Origin of the sequence: Flavobacterium johnsoniae UW101, from assembly GCF_000016645.1 — a bacterium.
GTDB lineage: Bacteria > Bacteroidota > Bacteroidia > Flavobacteriales > Flavobacteriaceae > Flavobacterium > Flavobacterium johnsoniae.
In genome coordinates, this window is record NC_009441.1 from 4,723,778 (window position 1) to 4,740,871 (window position 17,094).

At 34.4% G+C, this 17,094-nt stretch carries 16 protein-coding genes; 6 read left to right on the forward strand and 10 right to left on the reverse strand.

All coding sequences use genetic code 11. From position 1 onward, the window contains the following. Positions 1 to 2 precede the first annotated feature (2 nt). Together FJOH_RS20455 and FJOH_RS20460 are read right to left on the reverse strand one after the other, a co-directional pair. Positions 3 to 761 carry a hypothetical protein gene (locus FJOH_RS20455; RefSeq protein ID WP_123875722.1) on the reverse strand — a complete coding sequence of 253 codons (759 nt, stop codon included), beginning with the start codon at positions 759 to 761 and terminating at the stop codon, positions 3 to 5. 452 nt (positions 762 to 1,213) lie between these two features. Then, positions 1,214 to 2,278 carry a helix-turn-helix domain-containing protein gene (locus tag FJOH_RS20460; RefSeq protein ID WP_012025930.1) on the reverse strand — a complete coding sequence of 355 codons (1,065 nt, stop codon included), beginning with the start codon at positions 2,276 to 2,278 and terminating at the stop codon, positions 1,214 to 1,216. A gap of 109 nt (positions 2,279 to 2,387) precedes the next feature. On the opposite strand from FJOH_RS20460, the gene FJOH_RS20465 reads away from it, so the two are divergent. Beyond that, positions 2,388 to 2,990, forward strand: a complete 603-nt coding sequence (locus tag FJOH_RS20465) for a Crp/Fnr family transcriptional regulator (protein WP_012025931.1) — start codon at positions 2,388 to 2,390, stop codon at positions 2,988 to 2,990. A gap of 95 nt (positions 2,991 to 3,085) precedes the next feature. Further along, positions 3,086 to 3,475 (forward strand): RidA family protein, encoded by a 390-nt coding sequence (locus tag FJOH_RS20470; RefSeq protein WP_012025932.1) that lies wholly within the window; start codon positions 3,086 to 3,088, stop codon positions 3,473 to 3,475. A 143-nt stretch (positions 3,476 to 3,618) separates the two neighbouring features. On the opposite strand, the gene FJOH_RS20475 is transcribed toward FJOH_RS20470, so the two are convergent. After that, on the reverse strand, positions 3,619 to 3,987 hold the full coding sequence (locus FJOH_RS20475; RefSeq protein ID WP_012025933.1) for a winged helix-turn-helix transcriptional regulator: 369 nt from the start codon (positions 3,985 to 3,987) through the stop codon (positions 3,619 to 3,621). Positions 3,988 to 4,067: 80 nt separating this feature from the next. Between FJOH_RS20475 and FJOH_RS20480 the strand changes: the two genes are divergently transcribed. After that, positions 4,068 to 4,943, forward strand: coding sequence for an SDR family oxidoreductase (locus FJOH_RS20480; protein ID WP_012025934.1), 876 nt, complete (start codon positions 4,068 to 4,070; stop codon positions 4,941 to 4,943). Between the two features lie 83 nt (positions 4,944 to 5,026). On the opposite strand, the gene FJOH_RS20485 is transcribed toward FJOH_RS20480, so the two are convergent. The 5 genes from FJOH_RS20485 to FJOH_RS20505 form a co-directional block, all read right to left on the reverse strand. After that, entirely contained in the window at positions 5,027 to 6,445 is a 1,419-nt protein-coding gene (locus tag FJOH_RS20485) for a TolC family protein (protein WP_012025935.1), read from the reverse strand. After that, the gene (locus tag FJOH_RS20490; RefSeq protein ID WP_012025936.1) at positions 6,426 to 7,781 is read right to left on the reverse strand and encodes an HlyD family secretion protein; all 1,356 of its coding nucleotides are present in this window, start codon (positions 7,779 to 7,781) and stop codon (positions 6,426 to 6,428) included. Before FJOH_RS20490 ends, FJOH_RS20485 begins: the two co-directional genes overlap by 20 nt. Positions 7,782 to 7,783: 2 nt before the next feature. Continuing rightward, on the reverse strand, positions 7,784 to 9,439 hold the full coding sequence (locus tag FJOH_RS20495) for a peptidase domain-containing ABC transporter (RefSeq protein ID WP_012025937.1): 1,656 nt from the start codon (positions 9,437 to 9,439) through the stop codon (positions 7,784 to 7,786). A 102-nt stretch (positions 9,440 to 9,541) separates the two neighbouring features. After that, positions 9,542 to 9,877 (reverse strand): hypothetical protein, encoded by a 336-nt coding sequence (locus tag FJOH_RS20500; RefSeq protein ID WP_235023066.1) that lies wholly within the window; start codon positions 9,875 to 9,877, stop codon positions 9,542 to 9,544. Positions 9,878 to 10,154: 277 nt separating this feature from the next. Further along, positions 10,155 to 10,556 (reverse strand): DoxX family protein, encoded by a 402-nt coding sequence (locus FJOH_RS20505; RefSeq protein ID WP_044047955.1) that lies wholly within the window; start codon positions 10,554 to 10,556, stop codon positions 10,155 to 10,157. A gap of 200 nt (positions 10,557 to 10,756) precedes the next feature. On the opposite strand from FJOH_RS20505, the gene FJOH_RS20510 reads away from it, so the two are divergent. Genes FJOH_RS20510 through FJOH_RS20520 form a run of 3 tightly spaced genes read left to right on the forward strand, consistent with a single transcriptional unit; the run spans position 10,757 to position 12,819 of the window. Further along, positions 10,757 to 11,350 (forward strand): TetR/AcrR family transcriptional regulator, encoded by a 594-nt coding sequence (locus FJOH_RS20510; RefSeq protein ID WP_044047957.1) that lies wholly within the window; start codon positions 10,757 to 10,759, stop codon positions 11,348 to 11,350. 11 nt (positions 11,351 to 11,361) lie between these two features. Next, a complete protein-coding gene (locus FJOH_RS20515) occupies positions 11,362 to 11,574 on the forward strand; it encodes a hypothetical protein (protein WP_044047958.1) in 213 nt (70 codons plus the stop codon). A 3-nt stretch (positions 11,575 to 11,577) separates the two neighbouring features. Next, positions 11,578 to 12,819: an MFS transporter gene (locus FJOH_RS20520; protein WP_012025941.1), complete on the forward strand. Its 1,242-nt coding sequence runs from the start codon at positions 11,578 to 11,580 to the stop codon at positions 12,817 to 12,819. Between the two features lie 68 nt (positions 12,820 to 12,887). Here FJOH_RS20520 and FJOH_RS20525 read toward each other — a convergent pair whose 3' ends face one another. Together FJOH_RS20525 and FJOH_RS20530 are read right to left on the reverse strand one after the other, a co-directional pair. Next, complete coding sequence (locus FJOH_RS20525; RefSeq protein ID WP_012025942.1) at positions 12,888 to 14,405, reverse strand: glycoside hydrolase family protein; 1,518 nt, start codon at positions 14,403 to 14,405, stop codon at positions 12,888 to 12,890. Positions 14,406 to 14,833: 428 nt separating this feature from the next. Then, positions 14,834 to 17,014 (reverse strand): HAD-IIB family hydrolase, encoded by a 2,181-nt coding sequence (locus FJOH_RS20530; protein WP_044047960.1) that lies wholly within the window; start codon positions 17,012 to 17,014, stop codon positions 14,834 to 14,836. Between the last annotated feature and the right edge of the window lie 80 nt (positions 17,015 to 17,094).

A 17,094-nucleotide genomic window follows, 5' to 3' on the forward strand; every position in this document is an offset into this window, starting at 1 on the left:
GATTATTTTATTACCTGATGAAGATTATAGGTCTGAACCTGATTATTAAAATCATAAAAATCAAACATCAGATACGTTTCCTGATCGACGATTCCTGATACTTTATATTTCAATAATTGTGTTTTATTGCCAATAACAATCTCTTTTTCTACTGGTTCAACAGTAAATGAAACCCCTAATCCCGCAACTGACATTACTGGTGCAGGTAATTTTGTATTGGAATTGTCTTTTGCTGTAATTTTTGCCGGAACAGTAATTATCAAATCTTTATAATTTCTTCCTCTTGTGATTTTTTCAGAAAAAGTGATTTTAGAAAAATCAAAAGTCAATCTCACAGATTCAACTTTTACTTTAAATCTTTCTTCAAACGCTGGATGATAGCATTCTTCATCATGTTTTTTATTTTCGTGAAAATTAATTTCGTATTCTCCCGGTTCTTCAAATGAATAGTTGTTAATTTCATTACCACGAATTGCAGCGTGAATATTCTTTGCAGAATTAGCAATGGTCCATGTTACAGATTCATCGATAGTTCCGAAATCAATTTTTTCTCCAAATGAAATCACTTTATAAAACTGATTTGATTCGGAACCAATTTGATTCTGAGCTTCAGATGTATAACCAATTAATAAAATGAAAATAAAAAGAGAAACAACTTGTTTTTTAAAGTTTAAACTTGTTGTTGAAGCATTTTTTCCTATCTGCATAAAATCATTCTCAGCAGAAGAAAATAATAAAAACCTAACCAAGAATTCCTTCAAAGCCCGATTTTTATTACACGTTAAGTTTTTAAAATAAGTAAAGTTCACCATATATAATCAATAATTAAAAATTCACAAAAAAGCATAAAAAATCCCTGTACGCTCAGATTTCATTTTTTTGAAATCCGGCGCATTTCTGTTTGTAATAAAATTTTATAAAATGCTGTAAGAACAGCAAAGACAAAGGGCTGACAGCTGAAATATATAATTTCTAAAAAGCGTCAATCACTTCTTTCGCGGCCAAATGTAGAGGAAAAATAAAGCTGTGAATAGTCAATTCGGACATATTTTAGTCGAAATAAGAATCTATATAACCTGCGAGAAAAACTCTACGTAAAAACCGCAATAAGTGTTTTTAAAACACTATAAATGAAATAATTATGTTTTTACTGATTTACAAAGAATTAAATCACAAAATGGGAAGAAAATATTTTTTTTGGAAATTTTAGTTTTCAAATCACCTGAAAACGAGCTTCTGACGGCAGTTTGCCAAATCTTTTCTTAAAACTAGAAGCGAATCTTCCTGCCGAATCATAACCTGCAACAACAGCAATTTCCTGAATACTGAAATCTGATTTTTTAACCAGCTGTTCTGCAAGCATCATGTTTTTTTCTTTATGGTATTGCAGCATCGAAAATCCAAAAACAGCTTTAAAATTTGCTTTTAATTTGGTAGTCGACATGTTAACTTCTTTGGCTATATACTCTATTCCAATAAAAGGAAGATGAAGATTTTGCAGGATAATCTTCTCTGCTCTCGATACGTTCAGATAATCCAGATTGGTTAAAGAAATATTATCTTCAATACGAGTATCAATAAAACAATTATCAAAAAACTCTGTTACTAATTTCATTGACTTCTTTTTGATCGCAATGTTATCTGCTTCAAAATTGTTTTCTTTTTCCAATAAATCAGATAACTCAGCGCCAACTTCATGCGCCTTCTGCGAAATGTCCAGCCAGGTATAAGATCCTCTTTTTCCATTCAGGAAATTTAAAATCGTTTTTCTTTGTTTGAATTTTTTAGAAGTTAAATTCTTTTTAGCCCAATCTTTATTAATGGCAATGCTGAAGAATTTTCCATTGGCTTGTTTATAAAAATAACTGGAAATCTCTGTATTAGGTTTGCTGATTGTCCAGCAAGTACTTAGAAGATTTAAAGCGCTGCCGTCCTTCAAAGGAAATTTATATTCAAAAATCGAAAAAGTTAAAAGGTAATATTCACTGCTGTGCTTATCATCATAGCCCGAAAGCGCCATAATGTTTTCCTTCATATTTAAATAAAATGTCAAAAGCCAAAAACCTTGATCCATTTCTCTGTAATACATTTTTGCTTTACACAATGACGTATTAAAAGTAATAAGACGTTTTTCAGGAAAATGCCTTGTAATAGGCAGTTTCAACATACTATCTAACATTATTTGCGGAGAATTGAACAAATAAGGAAATTGAAAGAAACCGTCTTTTAATAAAAAAAGATATTTCTGAATATGTTTAGGCCAATTATCTAAAGTCATAAAAATTAAAGCAGTTCGAGGCGGATATAAATTTGTTCTTACCTTATAGTCAATAAGGATTTTAGCATACAAAAATAAAAAAAATGAATTTTATAATCTTTAAAAAAATATGATTTCATTGATAATTTTAAATAACTTTGAAATTCCTATGCAGTTAAAATTCCGCGAACATATTGAAAAAATTGTACCCCTGACAGATGAAGAATTTTCATTTGTAAGTCAGCACTTTTCAGTAAAAAAATTCAAAAAACATCAGTTTTTAATTCAAAAAGGAGATAAATCCGTTTATTCCTTTTTTATAGTTTCAGGTCTTTTAAAATTGGTTTACACCGATGATTCCGAAAAAGAACATATTGTTTCCTTTGCCATGGAAGACTGGTGGGAAAGCGATTATTATGCTTTCTTTACCCAGACCGAAGCAACAATGTCGTTAGAATGTCTGGAAGATACCGAAGTACTTTGTTTTTCATTTGAAGATTATAAAAACTTATGCAGCGGTCTGCAGAAAATGGAACGCTTTTTTCTGGAAAAAGCCACTTTTGGATTCCTTAGTTCGCAGCGCCGTATTATTTCCTCAATGGCTTTCAGTTCAAAAGAGCGTTACGAGCAGTTTCTTAAACAATATCCTTCACTAATCCAGCGAATTCCGAAAAGTTTAATTGCTTCTTATTTAGGTGTTTCTAGAGAAACTCTAAGCAGATTATCTTCTTGATGTGATAAACCTCACATTTTATTCGTGAGAAATGTCAAGACCTGATTCCGTTTCTTATTTACAATTTTGCAGTATAAATTTTAAATAAAAAAGGAATGGAAAAAAGAATCATAAATCCGTGGGAATGGCAAAACGAACGCAGTTATGTACAAGCCGTAGAAGTTAAAAATCCGCAGGGAACATTATACGTTTCCGGACAAACCGCCATAAGTGCAGACGGAATTTCGAGTAATGAAGATATGGAATCACAGTTAAAACTTGCCATAAAAAACCTCGAACAAGTAATAACAGAAGCCGGTTATGAATGCAGCGGTATTGTGAGATTGAATATTTACACTACAGCAACTCATGAACTGTGGCCTCATTTTTCTATTATTCAGGATTGGGCAGCGAAGCATAATATTAAACAAGCCACAACTTTAATGGAAGTAAAAAGCCTTTTTGAAACCTTAAAAGTAGAACTTGAAGCTACGGTTGTTAAATAAGGGGCTAAGGTACTGAGGTGCTAAGATGCTAAGATACTGAGCTTTCTTTTTCAAGGTTTTAAGCTTTGACAAAGATTGTAAAAAACTTAGAAGCTTAGAACCTTAGCATCTCAGTACCTCTTTTTCATTTCAGTACCTCTTTTTCATTTCACCGAATAAACCCCGTCTTTCACCTTAAAAGCCCACGAAGCCATAGCATCAATAACAGGAAGCAAACCTTCACCGGCAGTGCTGAGTCTGTAAGTTACAAAAGGCGGAACAACAGGTTTTGCTTCTCTTATTACCAAACCATCTGCTTCTAATTGTTTTAAATGCTGAATGAGCATTTTCTCGGTTACAGTCGGAATTGCCCTTTTTAATTCGCTGTAACGTTTATCGCCAGTTGATAAATGATATAGAATTATAGGTTTCCAATACCCTCCTATTTTTTCCATTACAAATGTTACGGGGCATTTTTCTAAGGCATACTGCTTATTTTCCTGAATTGTCGATGTTTCTTTAATTGCTGTCATGATACATACTTTAGGGTAAGTACTTGTATAAAAGTAAGTACAAAGATACCTTTGTAACTGTAATAAAAAAAATTATATATATGAAAATTATAGTATCAGGTTCTTTAGGGAACATCGGAAAACCTTTAACAGAAAAACTTTTAGGTGCAGGACACGACGTTACAGTAATCAGCAGTGATTTAAACAAAAAAGCAGCAATCGAAAATTTAGGTGCCAAAGCAGCGATTGGTTCAGTAAGCGACAGTACGTTTTTAACCGAAACATTAAAAGGTGCCGACGCTCTTTTTGCCATGACTCCGCCAAATTTGGGAGGCCAGAATGTAATTGCAAATACTACCGAAGCAGGAAACGCTTTCGCGAAAGCTATAGCAGCAACCAACATAAAACGTATTGTGATGTTAAGCAGTATTGGAGCTGATTTACCAACCGGAAATGGTCCAATTGCCGGACTTTACAATATCGAAAAATTGTACAACGAACTAAACACGTCAATTACATTTTTAAGAGCGGGCTATTTTTATACCAATTTTTATAATGATGTTCCGATGATTAAAAGAGCTGGAATTATGGGCGGAAATTTCCCTTCGGATGCAAAAATACCTTTAGTTCACCCAGCAGATATTGCTCAGGCTGCAGCCGAAGAATTAGAAAAAAATCCATCTGGAAAAAACATCCGTTATATTATCAGTGATGTTCGTACACCGGGAGATTTAGCTAAAGTTTTAGGAACTGCAATTGATAAATCTGATTTACCGTGGATTGAATTTACAGACGAACAATCACTTCAAGGAATGGCACAAGCCGGAATTCCTGAAGAAATAGCTAAATTGTATACTGAAATGGGAACAGGTTTACGCAATGGAAAAATTGCCGAAGATTTCTTAAAAAGCAATTTGTCTGTTGATGGAAAAACAAAACTGGGAGATTTTGCAAAAGAATTTGCCTCAAAATTCTAAAATGTAAGTTCTGATATCAATCAAAAAAAGCAGCAAATATATTTGCTGCTTTTTTTTAAAACAATAACTAAGCTGAAAAAAAATTAATCCGGATTTGCCAGAATCTTATACAATTCGGCATTTGAAATATAAAACTGATTCTCTATTCCTATCTGAGATAACTTGGCGCTCACCAGATTATTTTCTCTTGAATTAATCAGGAATATGGAACTTTCTCCAAAAGAGAATAATTTTTCTTCAGAATTAAGCATAGTCGTATAATCTTTTACCAGATTATCAATCACTCTTTTTTGTCTTTTTAAAGAGGCAATTTCAGTCTGCTGTGCTTTAATTTTATTTTTCAGTTCAAGCCGCTGCTGTTCAATATCAAACTTTAAATCCTGAATTTTAAGTTTGGCTATTTTAAGGCTACCTCTCTCCTTTCTCAGGAAAATTGGAATACTAAAATCTACATTAAACTTATAATCATCAGCATTAAAAGAATCAAAATAAGCAGGTTCTGAAATGTAATTATAGCCTACATTTAATTTTGGAAGCAATGAATTTGCTTTTAGTTTTCTGCCAATTTCAAGCATGTCCATTTTAGTTTCCAGAGCCTGAATTTTAGGGTGAGATTCTAAACTTTCAACATCAACCATCATAGCATCTGTTTTTAGTGTTCCTTCAAGCGTAAGAATTAAGTTTTCTTCGGGTTTTACCATTTCTCCCAATTCAACCGGAACGTTTTCAATCCATAAATAATTAGACAGATACAATTGCGCTTTTGCCAGTTTCAAATTTCCGTTTTCAACGTTTAATTCACGGTTTCTAACTGTAATTCCGGCTTCAACACTGTCAATTGCAGGCGCATCGCCAAGCTCTATCAGTTTTTTTACACCCTGAAAACGAGTGCTTGCAAAACCTAAATACCTTTTATAAAGTTCAGCTTCATTGTAGCTTTTTCTCCACTCAAAATACGCTTCACTCGCTTTGTACAAAACTTCAATTGCTTTTAGTTTTCTTTGTGCATCGCTTAATTTCAACTGCAGTTTTCCTTCCCTGACATCAGCCATACGCTGATTGATAAACATTCCCTGTCCCAGTGCAACACTGATTCCCAGAGAAGTCAATCCGGCTTCCGGCGTACGATTCTGCGGATTGTAATATTGTCCGTCTGTATCATCAAAACCCGCTTTAATTTCAATTCCGTACCAGGTCGGGATTTTGAAACTGCTGTTTAGTAATGAATAATATTCGGTTCCTTTAAATTCTTTTTTACTGTAATCTACTTCAATTTTCGGATCAAATCCACCACGCGCAGCCATAAGCGCCGCCTGAGCATTGCTTATTTCCAGATTAGCCTGTTTTACCAGCGGATGGTATTTTTTTACATATCCTAAAAACTCGCTGTAACTAAGTTCCTCTTTATTAAAATCCTGACCATAAGAAGTCGAAAAACCGAATAAAAATAAGAGAGAAAACAGTCGTACAACGTATTTCAATTTATTTTTTGTCTTTTCCATTTTTTGCGTCTTTTTCGTCTGCTTTATAATAATTTGGAGGGAAACCATTTAGGTTACGCCATATTTCATACCAAACAGAAACTGTTTCAAGCAGAGCAATACTTTGCGCTCCTGCTCCAATACTTAGTTCTTTTGGCCATTTATTATCTACACCATCTGGTGAAATCAGGACTCTGTATTTTCCATTGGCACTGATAAAGTTTTCAATTGCCACAATTTTACCGCCATACGTTCCGTATGATAATCCCGGCCATCCAGAGAAAACAATTCTCGGCCATCCGTCAAACCAAACTCTCACTTTTGCACCGCGGTGAACCAGCGGAAGATCGATAGGATCAACATAAGTTTCAACGGCAATATCATAACTAGACGGCATAATACTCACAATTGGAGTTCCTTCTTTAATAGTTTCTCCAAGACCAGCCAGTAAAGCACGGTTTACATAACCGCTTTGCGGCGCTGTAATATAGTACAAACCGTTTCTTAATCTATAATTTGTATACTGGTTTTCCAGTTTATTTACCTGGGCTTCTGTATCGTATTGTGTACTTAAAGCGGTAAATTTATCACTTCTTGATTTCGAAATCTTTTCAGAATATTCAGCCGTGATACGATTAATTTCAACTCTGGCATTAATCAATTCGTTTTTACTGCTTAATAGTTTATTTTGCTGTGTAATGATATAAGCTTCAGATTCCTGAAGTTTTAATCTTTTCTGCTCCACATCTGTAAGCGGCTTTAAACCTTCTTTATTAAGCGCTGTAGAACGGTCAAACTGCGTTTTAGCAATTCTTAACTGCGTTTTTACCGCTTCAAGATCCATGCTGTCACTTTTAATTTTCAGCTGGGCTTGTTTAATTTTATTTTGAGCCTGCTGCAGTTTCAGCTCTCTTTCTGTATTAAGCGACTGAGCCTGTACATCAAGAGAGTTTACTTTGTCTCCATAAGATTCAACAGCCATTTTTTTGGCATCGACCTGCTGTTTGGTATTGTTAACCAAATTAGGATCTAAGTAATCTTCTTTTACCTCAGAAATAAAAACGATTGTATCGCCTTTCTTTACATAATCACCTTCCTGAACATACCATTTTTCGATACGTCCGGCAATTGCATTATGTACTGTCTGCGGTCTTTGGTCTGGTTTTAAAGTAGTAACTGAACCGCTTCCCGAAATATTCTGAGTCCACGGCAGGAACAGACAGGCAACTGAAAATATCAGAAATCCAATAATTACCCTGTTTAAAATTTGATAATGCGGTCTCTTGGCAACACTTGTAATCGACTTGTATTTGCCTGGAGTTATAAGTATATTATTATCTTTAGATATATTGAGCATGATTATAGCTTTATGTCGTTAATAATTTTTCCATCGTCAATCGTTATCATACGGCCGCATTTGTTCTTCCACATGTCATTTTTAGAAGTAACAATTACCGTCCAGTCATTTTCTTCAGAAAGTAAAAAATCAACAATTTTACCAGAAGTCAATTCATCCATTTTATCAACCGGATCTTCAAGGAATAATATATTAGGTTTGTTCACGATGCTTCTTGCCAAAAGAATTTTTTGAACATCAGAAGCCGAAAGTTCACGTCCGCCCGGATGAATCTGATGTTCCAGTCCGTTCGGGAAAGTTTTAATATCAGGCGTTAAACCAACGTTGTCTAAAGCCCATTTTAAATCGTCATTATTAAGTGTTTCGTTTCCAAAAAGAATATTTTCTCTAATCGTTCCCGCAAACAGCGTGTCGCCTTGTAAAAAAGTTCCCGCCTGCGCTCTGTAAGTATCTTCATCCAGACGGTTCATGTAATTGTCTGTAACATACATTGCACCGCTTTCCGGTTCAAGTAATCCTGCCAGTAATCGCAATAATGTACTTTTTCCTGCACCGTTTGTTCCTCTTAAAATAATTTTTTCTCCCTGAGAGATTTTCAAGTTAATATTTTTAAGAGATTTTTTATTGTGCTCCGGATAATTGTAAGCTACACTTTCGGTTTCTATATTAATACCAGTATCACTTACATCTGATGTGTTTGGGATACATGAAGTTTCCATATCTGTAACCTGTCCAATTTTTTCTACAGAGGTTAGTACATCATAAAAAGATTCCAGACCAAAGATTATTTTTTCTACAGAATTGATTAAAAGTACAATTACAATTTCAGCTGCCACAAACTGCCCAATGTTCATTTGATGGTGAATTACCAGAAAACCACCAATCGACAATAAGGCAGCTGTAACAATTACTTTAAATATAGTAAGCTGAATATATTGCTTTTTCATTACCTGAAAGTGTTTTTCACGGTAATTGACATATTGACTAACATAACCGTCATTTCTTTCTAATGCATATTCAAAACCTCCCTTTCTGCGGAAGCTTTCCCGGTTGCGTGCAATTTCCTGAAGCCATGCTGCTACTTTATATTTAAACTTCGATTCGTTAAGACTCGTTTCAAGTCCGTCCCTGTACGAAAATTTAAAAATGATATACAAAATCGCAATAAACAAAAGGCCTATTACCATGAAGAAAGAATGGTACAAAACTAGTAAAATAATCCCCAGACCAACCTGCAGGAATGCCGTACAAAAGTCCAGTAATAGTTTTGCTGTTCCTTTTTGAACCATTAAAGTATCAAAGAAACGGTTTGCTTTTTCGGGTGCATATTCAGAATACATTTCTTTAAATTTAATTAAAGGCATTCTGTACGCAAATTCAAAAGACGAACGAACGAAAATTCGCTGCTGCAAATTCTCAACTATTCTAAGCTGTAAAATGGTTAAGATACCGCCAAAACCTACACCAATAGTAACCAGAATTACTAAAACAATCCAGGAAACACTCAGTTGTCCGCTTTGAATAAAATTAATAATCGCCTGTATTCCTAAAGGAAGTGAGAGGTTGACCAAACCGGCAAAAGCAGCATAAAATATAATTTGATATACATCGCGCTTATCCAGTCTGAGTAAGTTGTAAAAACGTTGTAATGGTGTCATGAATTTATATATAAATACAAGATTAATAGATAGATATTAATATACGGTAAAAACCATATTAAGGATTACAAAAAAAAGTCTAATCCTTACAAAATTAAGTATTTATATGATAACTCGTGGAGGCGGTATATCAATTTTGCCATGAAACCCAAACGAAAAAACAGAATTGTCTATGTAATTTTTTTCTTTAGCCTGCAGCTGAAAACTATAACCAGCCAGTGTGGTATGAGCCGGAACAAGATATTCTAATAACGGAATCCCTTTGGCAAGTTTTGTAGTTTTGGTATCTTTTGTTTCGTAATCATCCAGTTCTTCGGGAATACCGTCGCATTTAAAAATTTTCTTTAAAAAATTACAAGTCATTCCTTTAACAGAATGTGTTTCGGTATTATTATTTATAATTCTTCCGAAGGTGCCTGATACGTTAATACTGCTCATTAAAAAATAGCCGATCAGCAACGCCTGAAGGCATTTACATAAAATACTATTTTTAATTTGACTCAACATTTTTCCAATCCTTAAAGGGGCGCAAGTTAGAACGAAATCTTGGGTGCTACATTAAAATAACATTAGAATTTGGGTATTTTGGGTACTGATGCTGTTATTTTTTTCTTAAAAGAATGTACAAAAAAGAGACTCGAAAGCCTCTTTTTTATATCTGTAGAATTTTATTACAAATAACTGATTAACTGTAATATACTTCTGTTTTTATTATTTAATCCCATTTGTTGTTTTTTGAAGCCGCCAGACTTCCTCCGCCTGTAAAAAATAAAGCAAGCGCACCAAAAAAGTATAATCCAACGAGCTCTATTGCCCAGCCTCCGGTATCACTTAATTTAGCTATATCTGCAGAATGAACTAACAGAACAGCGGCTAAACAGTTAACTGCCAAAAGTAAAGCTCCGATTCTGGTTCTAAAACCAATTATAATTAAAATAGGTGCTAAAATTTCGCCTATTAAAACTCCATAAGCAATGAAACCCGGAATTCCTTTTCCTTCAAGCATGCCGCTTATAAATTCTAAACCGCCGCCAAGTTTTCCAATACCGTGAAGAAGCATCAAAAGTCCTACTGCAATACGAAGTATCAGCAGACCAAAATCGTTGTTTTTTCTCATTTTTTTAGTAATTAAAAGTTAGTAAAGCAAAATCAGTATCTCATACAAAATCAGGTTAATATGATAGCTGTTAATGGTAAAAATAATAAAAAAAGCCTAACAGTTTGTTTTAATATAATTATTCTAAAAAAAAATATTTTTCATAAATAAGCAAACATTCATTTATTATTATAACTTTGCATCAACAAAATCCTTTTATATTGAGAACGAGAGATACTAATAAAGAAGAAATAGTCAAACAGAAAACCATTGAAATGATTGTAAAGCATGGCATCGAGGGCTTTGCGATGAATCGATTAGCAAAAGAATGTGGTATATCTGTAGCGACTCTTTATATTTATTATACTGATAAAGAAGATTTGATCAAAAAAGTGGGAACCGAACTGGGCACTTATTTTTTTAAAAGTTCTTTAAAAGATTTTTCTCCTGACATGCCTTTTGCAGAAGGTCTTGCCAAACAATGGGAAAACCGTTCGTCGTTTATGATGGAAAACACAGATAAAATTGCCTGCTGGGAAATTCTTCAAAACTCTAATTATGGCGAAGATATAATTAAAGAAAGCCTGGCTGATTTTAAGGTAATCATGATGCAGTTTCTGCAGGGAGCTATCGAAAGAAAAGAGATTGTTCCTGTTTCTAAAGAAGTTTTCTGGAGTATCGCTTACGGGCCTTTATACAATTTACTTCGTTTTCATGAAAAAGGAAGAGGACTTGGTGGTAACACGCCTTTCACGTTAACAAAAGAAGTCCAAAAAGAAACATTAAGCTTAATAATTAAAGCATTAACACCTTAAATTTTTATGTTATGAATGTACTGATATTCGCAACTAATATAAAAACAGAGTCAAGTAAAAACAAAATCGCGACGTTTCTAAACGCCAATAAATCAATATTACAATGGACAATCGATCAGGAGGATATTGACTGTGTACTTAGAATTATAAGCGAAAAACTAAACGCAGGCCAAATAATCGATTTATTGAATTTTCACGATTTTGACTGCAAAGAATTACAATAATATATGAACGAAAATCAAACTCAGAAACCCAGTTTTAACGGCTATCAAAAACTGGTTATATTTTTATTAGCCATTACACAATTTACTGTTGTATTAGATTTCATGGTAATGTCGCCTCTTGGAGATATTATGATGAAGACTTTAAAAATCACGGCCTCACAATTTGGTGTTGCCGTTTCTGCTTATGCTTTCAGCGCCGGAGTCTCTGGTTTGCTTACTGCAGGTTTTGCAGATAAATTTGACCGAAAAAAACTGCTGCTTTTCTTTTACATCGGTTTTACTATAGGAACTTTATTTTGTGCTTTGGCACCTAACTTTTTCCTTTTAGTTGCCGCAAGAATCTTTACCGGATTATTTGGCGGTGTAATTGGTTCTATTTCTCTTGCTATTGTTGCTGATTTATTCAGCTTACAGCAGAGAGGAAAAGTTATGGGATTTATTCAAATGGGATTTGGTGTAAGCCAGGTTCTTGGAATCCCGATTGGTTTATACATTGCAAATGCATGGGGATGGCACGTACCTTTTTTATGGATTGCAGCAATGGCGGCTATAATCACAATCATTCTTTATGCTAAATTACAGCCTATTACAGAGCACTTGAAATTAAAACAAGAAAAAACAGCAATTATGCATTTAGTGCATACCATTTCAAAAAAGAATTATCAAATTGGTTTTCTGTCTACTGCCCTGCTTTCTATTGGCGGCTTTATGATGATGCCTTTTGGAAGCGCTTTTGCCATTAACAACCTTAAAGTTACGAATGAAGAATTGCCTTTGTTATTCATGATTACAGGAATCGCTACTCTATTTACCATGCCTTTTATTGGTAAACTGAGTGACAAGGTAAATAAATTTAAAATCTTTGCTTTTGCAACCGTATCTGCTGTGATTTTAATTAATATTTACTCTCATTTTGGTCCTACGCCTTTCTGGATTGTTTTGGTTATAAATGTATTTATGATGGCAACTATCATGAGCAGAATGGTTCCGTCGACAACCTTAACTTCTGCTGTTCCGGATCCGCAGGATCGTGGTGCGTTTATGAGTATTAACTCCTCTTTACAGCAAATGGCCGGAGGTTTTGGTGCTGTAATTGCCGGATTAATTATCTATCAAAAAGACAGTTATGCACCGCTGGAACATTATGATATTTTAGCAATGGTAGCTTCTGCCATTATGTTACTTACGATTTACTTAGTATTTAAAGTGAGTAAGATTGTGGAAAGCAAACCAAATAAATTCTAATTTCTATAGAATAAAATCTATAAAAAGAAAAACTCCCAATACAATTGGGAGTTTTTTTGTTTTACAACCTAATTCTGAATCTGTGTGATTCTCATATAATCTTTCAAATATTTATCAGGGTCAGCTGCTGCATATTCATTTTCGGGTTCTGGAATCGTGTGAATTTGTGAATCTGTCACGGCCACTATGGCAGAACAAACGTAGATTCCTATTTTTCCTTCGCTGTATTTAAAATCCAGTAAAGTCAGCTTTACGATTTCGTTAATCGAAAGTTCGTAATAATTTCCGTAACGGATTATCTTGAAATAAATTTGTTTGGTTTCGTGAATTTCAAATTGATTGGTCTGAATGTTTTCAAAAATGAAATTGTTCTTCACATCTTTTTCATTAAATCCCCAGGCTCTAAACTGCACAAAACCGTTCATAAAATCTATAGAAATATAATATCCTGTTCCTTCTTTATCACATTCAATTACAAATCCGGTTTTTCCCATTCCTTCTACAGCAAGTGTTCCTTCCCAGACAAAATCTACCGATGGTTTTTCGAAGCAGTAAATTTCATAACCGCTTCGGCATCCAAATCTCCATTTATTTTCATTCTCAATTTCAAATTCGGCAGTTGGGTTTCCTAAAATAGGCATTGGCTGCGGAAGGTCTTTTTGCAAAATTGTCTTTTGGTACAAATTGTTCCAATGATGATAGGTTTTTAAAAGAAGCCTTCCGCTTTTATCTATATCCAATTCTTTTGGAGGCGGAATTACACGATGCGTATTTACATTTCCATCGGCAAAATAAAAATTATAAATTAAAAAGTGGTCACCGTCTTTTACAACCCGCGCAGCATAATTTCCTTGTGGCAGCAATACATTATTATGAAAAGCACAATACTCTGATTTAAAATCAGGAGCCATCCAATATCGCACTTTAATATCTTCTCTAATGGAACCCAAAAGATAATGCGACCCTTTAATTTCGACAACGCAGGGACATTCAACATCATCATATACATACGGAATATGAAGTGGTTTTTGAAGTACAAAACCTTCTTTTTCCAGCTTCGCAACTCCAATACAGCCGCGTCTGTAAGTTGGTCCAGAAGCGCTTCGGGCACAAATCAATAAATAATCTTCTCCCTGATAATGGTATTTAAAAGGATCTCGAAAACTAATCCATTCACGAGGATTATTTGACGGGCTTTCGTAATGCGGTGCTTCACTTTTAAAAGGAAGTCCATGTAAGTTTTCTTTTTTCCAGATAATTAAATCTTTTGAAAACGCCCTTCCTATTTTCTGTTCGATTCCCTTATCCTGACGTTTAAGTCCGGTATAATACATTTCATATCCTTTTCCACCTGATATTTTACTCACATGCATTGTCCACAACATATCATCATCCCATTCACCGGGTTCTCCAACCCAAAGAGCATTTTTTACTCTTTTCCATGAAAGTCCGTCTTTTGATACTGCGTGGGCAATATAATCGTGATTGGGAATAATCAGGTGAAATAAATGATGTACACCATTTTCGTCTATAAATATATCAACGTCTCCTATTTCCCAGTTGCTAAATCCTGATCCTGAATACATTTTTACTACTTATTTAATTGGTTGTTTATAATTTTATTTACTGTGAAAGCTCCGGAGGAGCATAATATTTATAGCATAATTTATTTTCATGCACATAAAGCTCCAGCGGAGCGGCATATTTTAAACCATATATATTTCGCTCCGCTGGAGCTCAAAATCACGGTGTGCATATTGCGATATAAATTATGCTATAAATATTATGCTCCGCTGGAGCATTTTTCACATACATGATTATTTAATGTTTAATCCTCCTAATACCTTCAAAAGTTGTCGATTATTTAATTTTTTATTTGCTATGAAAGCTCCGGAGGAGCATAATATTTATAGCATAATTTATTTTCATGTACATAAAGCTCCAGCGGAGCGGCATATTTTTAATCAATATATATTTCGCTTCTCTGGAGCATTTTCACATTAAACCAACATTGTTATTTAATTATTTTATAATGCTTTAATCCTTCTAAAATGCCTTCAGAAGCAAAAGTTTGGGCAACATAAATACTTTTGCTGGTTTCATATTCTGCCAGTTCTGCGCTTCGGTTTCCTACTATAATGCCTTTTACGGGACCTCTAAACATATCAATATCGTTTCCTGAATCTCCGGCAGCAATTACATTACTTAGCGGAATAGCCCATTTACGACATAAAAACTTTATCGCATTTCCTTTTGAAGCTCTTTTGGGAATAAAATCCAGAAACTGACCGTGACTTGGAATTATATTTACTTTGTACCAGCCTGTTCCCAGAACCCGAATGAGTTCTTCATGGTCATAATGTTCTTTTTCGTAGTAATAAGAAATCTTATACGGATTCTGGGCGTTTTCTTCCTGAAGTTTAATCCATTTGACTTCTTTTAAGCGATTGACAATATCGTCTCTTTTCCAACGTCCGGCGAGGAATTTTGCCCAGCCTTTGTCCAGAATATAGTCTTTACCGTTTGTATAATAAATCTCTGTACCAACAGAACAAATTATAAAATCAGGAAGCGGAAACTGTTCTTCGTCTATAACTTTTTTTACGAGCGTTAGATTTCTGCCGGAAGCCATGGCAAAAGCCATTTTTTCTGTACGGTTTACAAGATGTGTTTTTAATTCCTTTAATCCCGGATTGTTCAGTTTAGGTTCGATCAGCGTTCCGTCAATATCCGAAACTAATAAATGATCGATTTTCCTTTTCAAGCGGTCGACATTAATATTAGGATAATGCAGTTTTTTTATTCCTGCGCCAGATGACAAGGATAAATTTTCGTTGACCAATTCAACATATTGGTTAACGTGGCTCAGCCAGCTGTAATGTTTTTGAATGTTTATAGCGCCGTTATTCGAATAATATTTCCATTTATTTTCATCGGTCAGAATATTTCGAAGGGCTTTTTTAATTTGATTTTCGTCCTGCGGATCGACCAATTCTCCGTTCTGGCATACCGGAATAATTTCTGAAGGCCCGCCATTCTTCGTAACCACAACCGGAAGCCCTGAACTTGCCGATTCTATAACGGTTAAACCGAAATTTTCATGCAAGGCCAGATTGACAAATACGCCTCGTTTTTCAGCGGCATAACGATAGATAATTGAAACTTCATTTTCGACATCATGCTTTTTTGGAATCGCCATTTTTCCGTACAAATCGTATTTATCCATCAACAATAATAAATCGGTTAAAACGTCTTTTTCAGATTCCGGCATTTTGGCAATATCTTTACGGATTCCAGCAAAAATGACCAGATTGGCAATACTCTGCAATTCTTTGTCTTTACCATAAACATCAATAAGCGTATGAAGATTTTTATGACGGTCTGGTCTCGAAAGCGCCAGAATAAAAGGTTTATGCGGATTGGTCAGGAATTTAGAAATGGTTTCTGAAACCCAGTATTTTCGCTGCGTTTCTTCCATTTGTTTGTCAATATCGGTTTCCTGAAAATAATAAGGAGCAAATTTTCTGGTGTCGATTCCGGGAGAAATAGCATGGTATTTTCCCATCTCAAAGTTTTTATAAATTTTGTAGGTTTCTATTTCCTGTTCTGTCGAAGTAACAATAAATTCAGATAATTCTAATGTTTTTTCTTCGGCAGCGATTCTTTGTTTAAACTTAAACTTTTTTTCAAGTTCTTCTTCGCTTAAACCGCTTTCGAGCAGTTTTTTCTTTTTATAAAAACCAAGCGAATGTCCTGTATGTGCAAAAGGAATATTTAAAACTGCCGATAATTCTGCCGCGGCATATCCGGCATCGCCATAATGCGAATGAATCCAGTCGGGAAAAATATTATGTGCTTTAATATGCTGTACAACGCCATTTACAAAAGTGTCAAGTCCTTCCCATAATTGTTCTTTTGGTTTGTATTTTTTTCCCAGAAACGGGATTCGGCGTATATCTAATTTGTCATTAACTATTTCAACAGGAACTGCATATTCTGGCGAAAGTGCAGGATCATCAATTAATCTTGTAAATAAATGAACATGTTCTACATCTTTATGCTGTGATAAAAACTCGGCCAGTTCGTACACATATTTCGTCTGTCCGCCATTATCAGCATCCTTTCCTATTTCAAGACCTGACCCTTTTAAAAGTCCGTGTATATTAATTAATGATATTCGTAATTTTTTCATCATTTGGTGCATTGTTATTTGAAAGTTCAATTTACTATGCCCATTCCGATAAAATAGAAATAATTACATTTAAAATTTACATA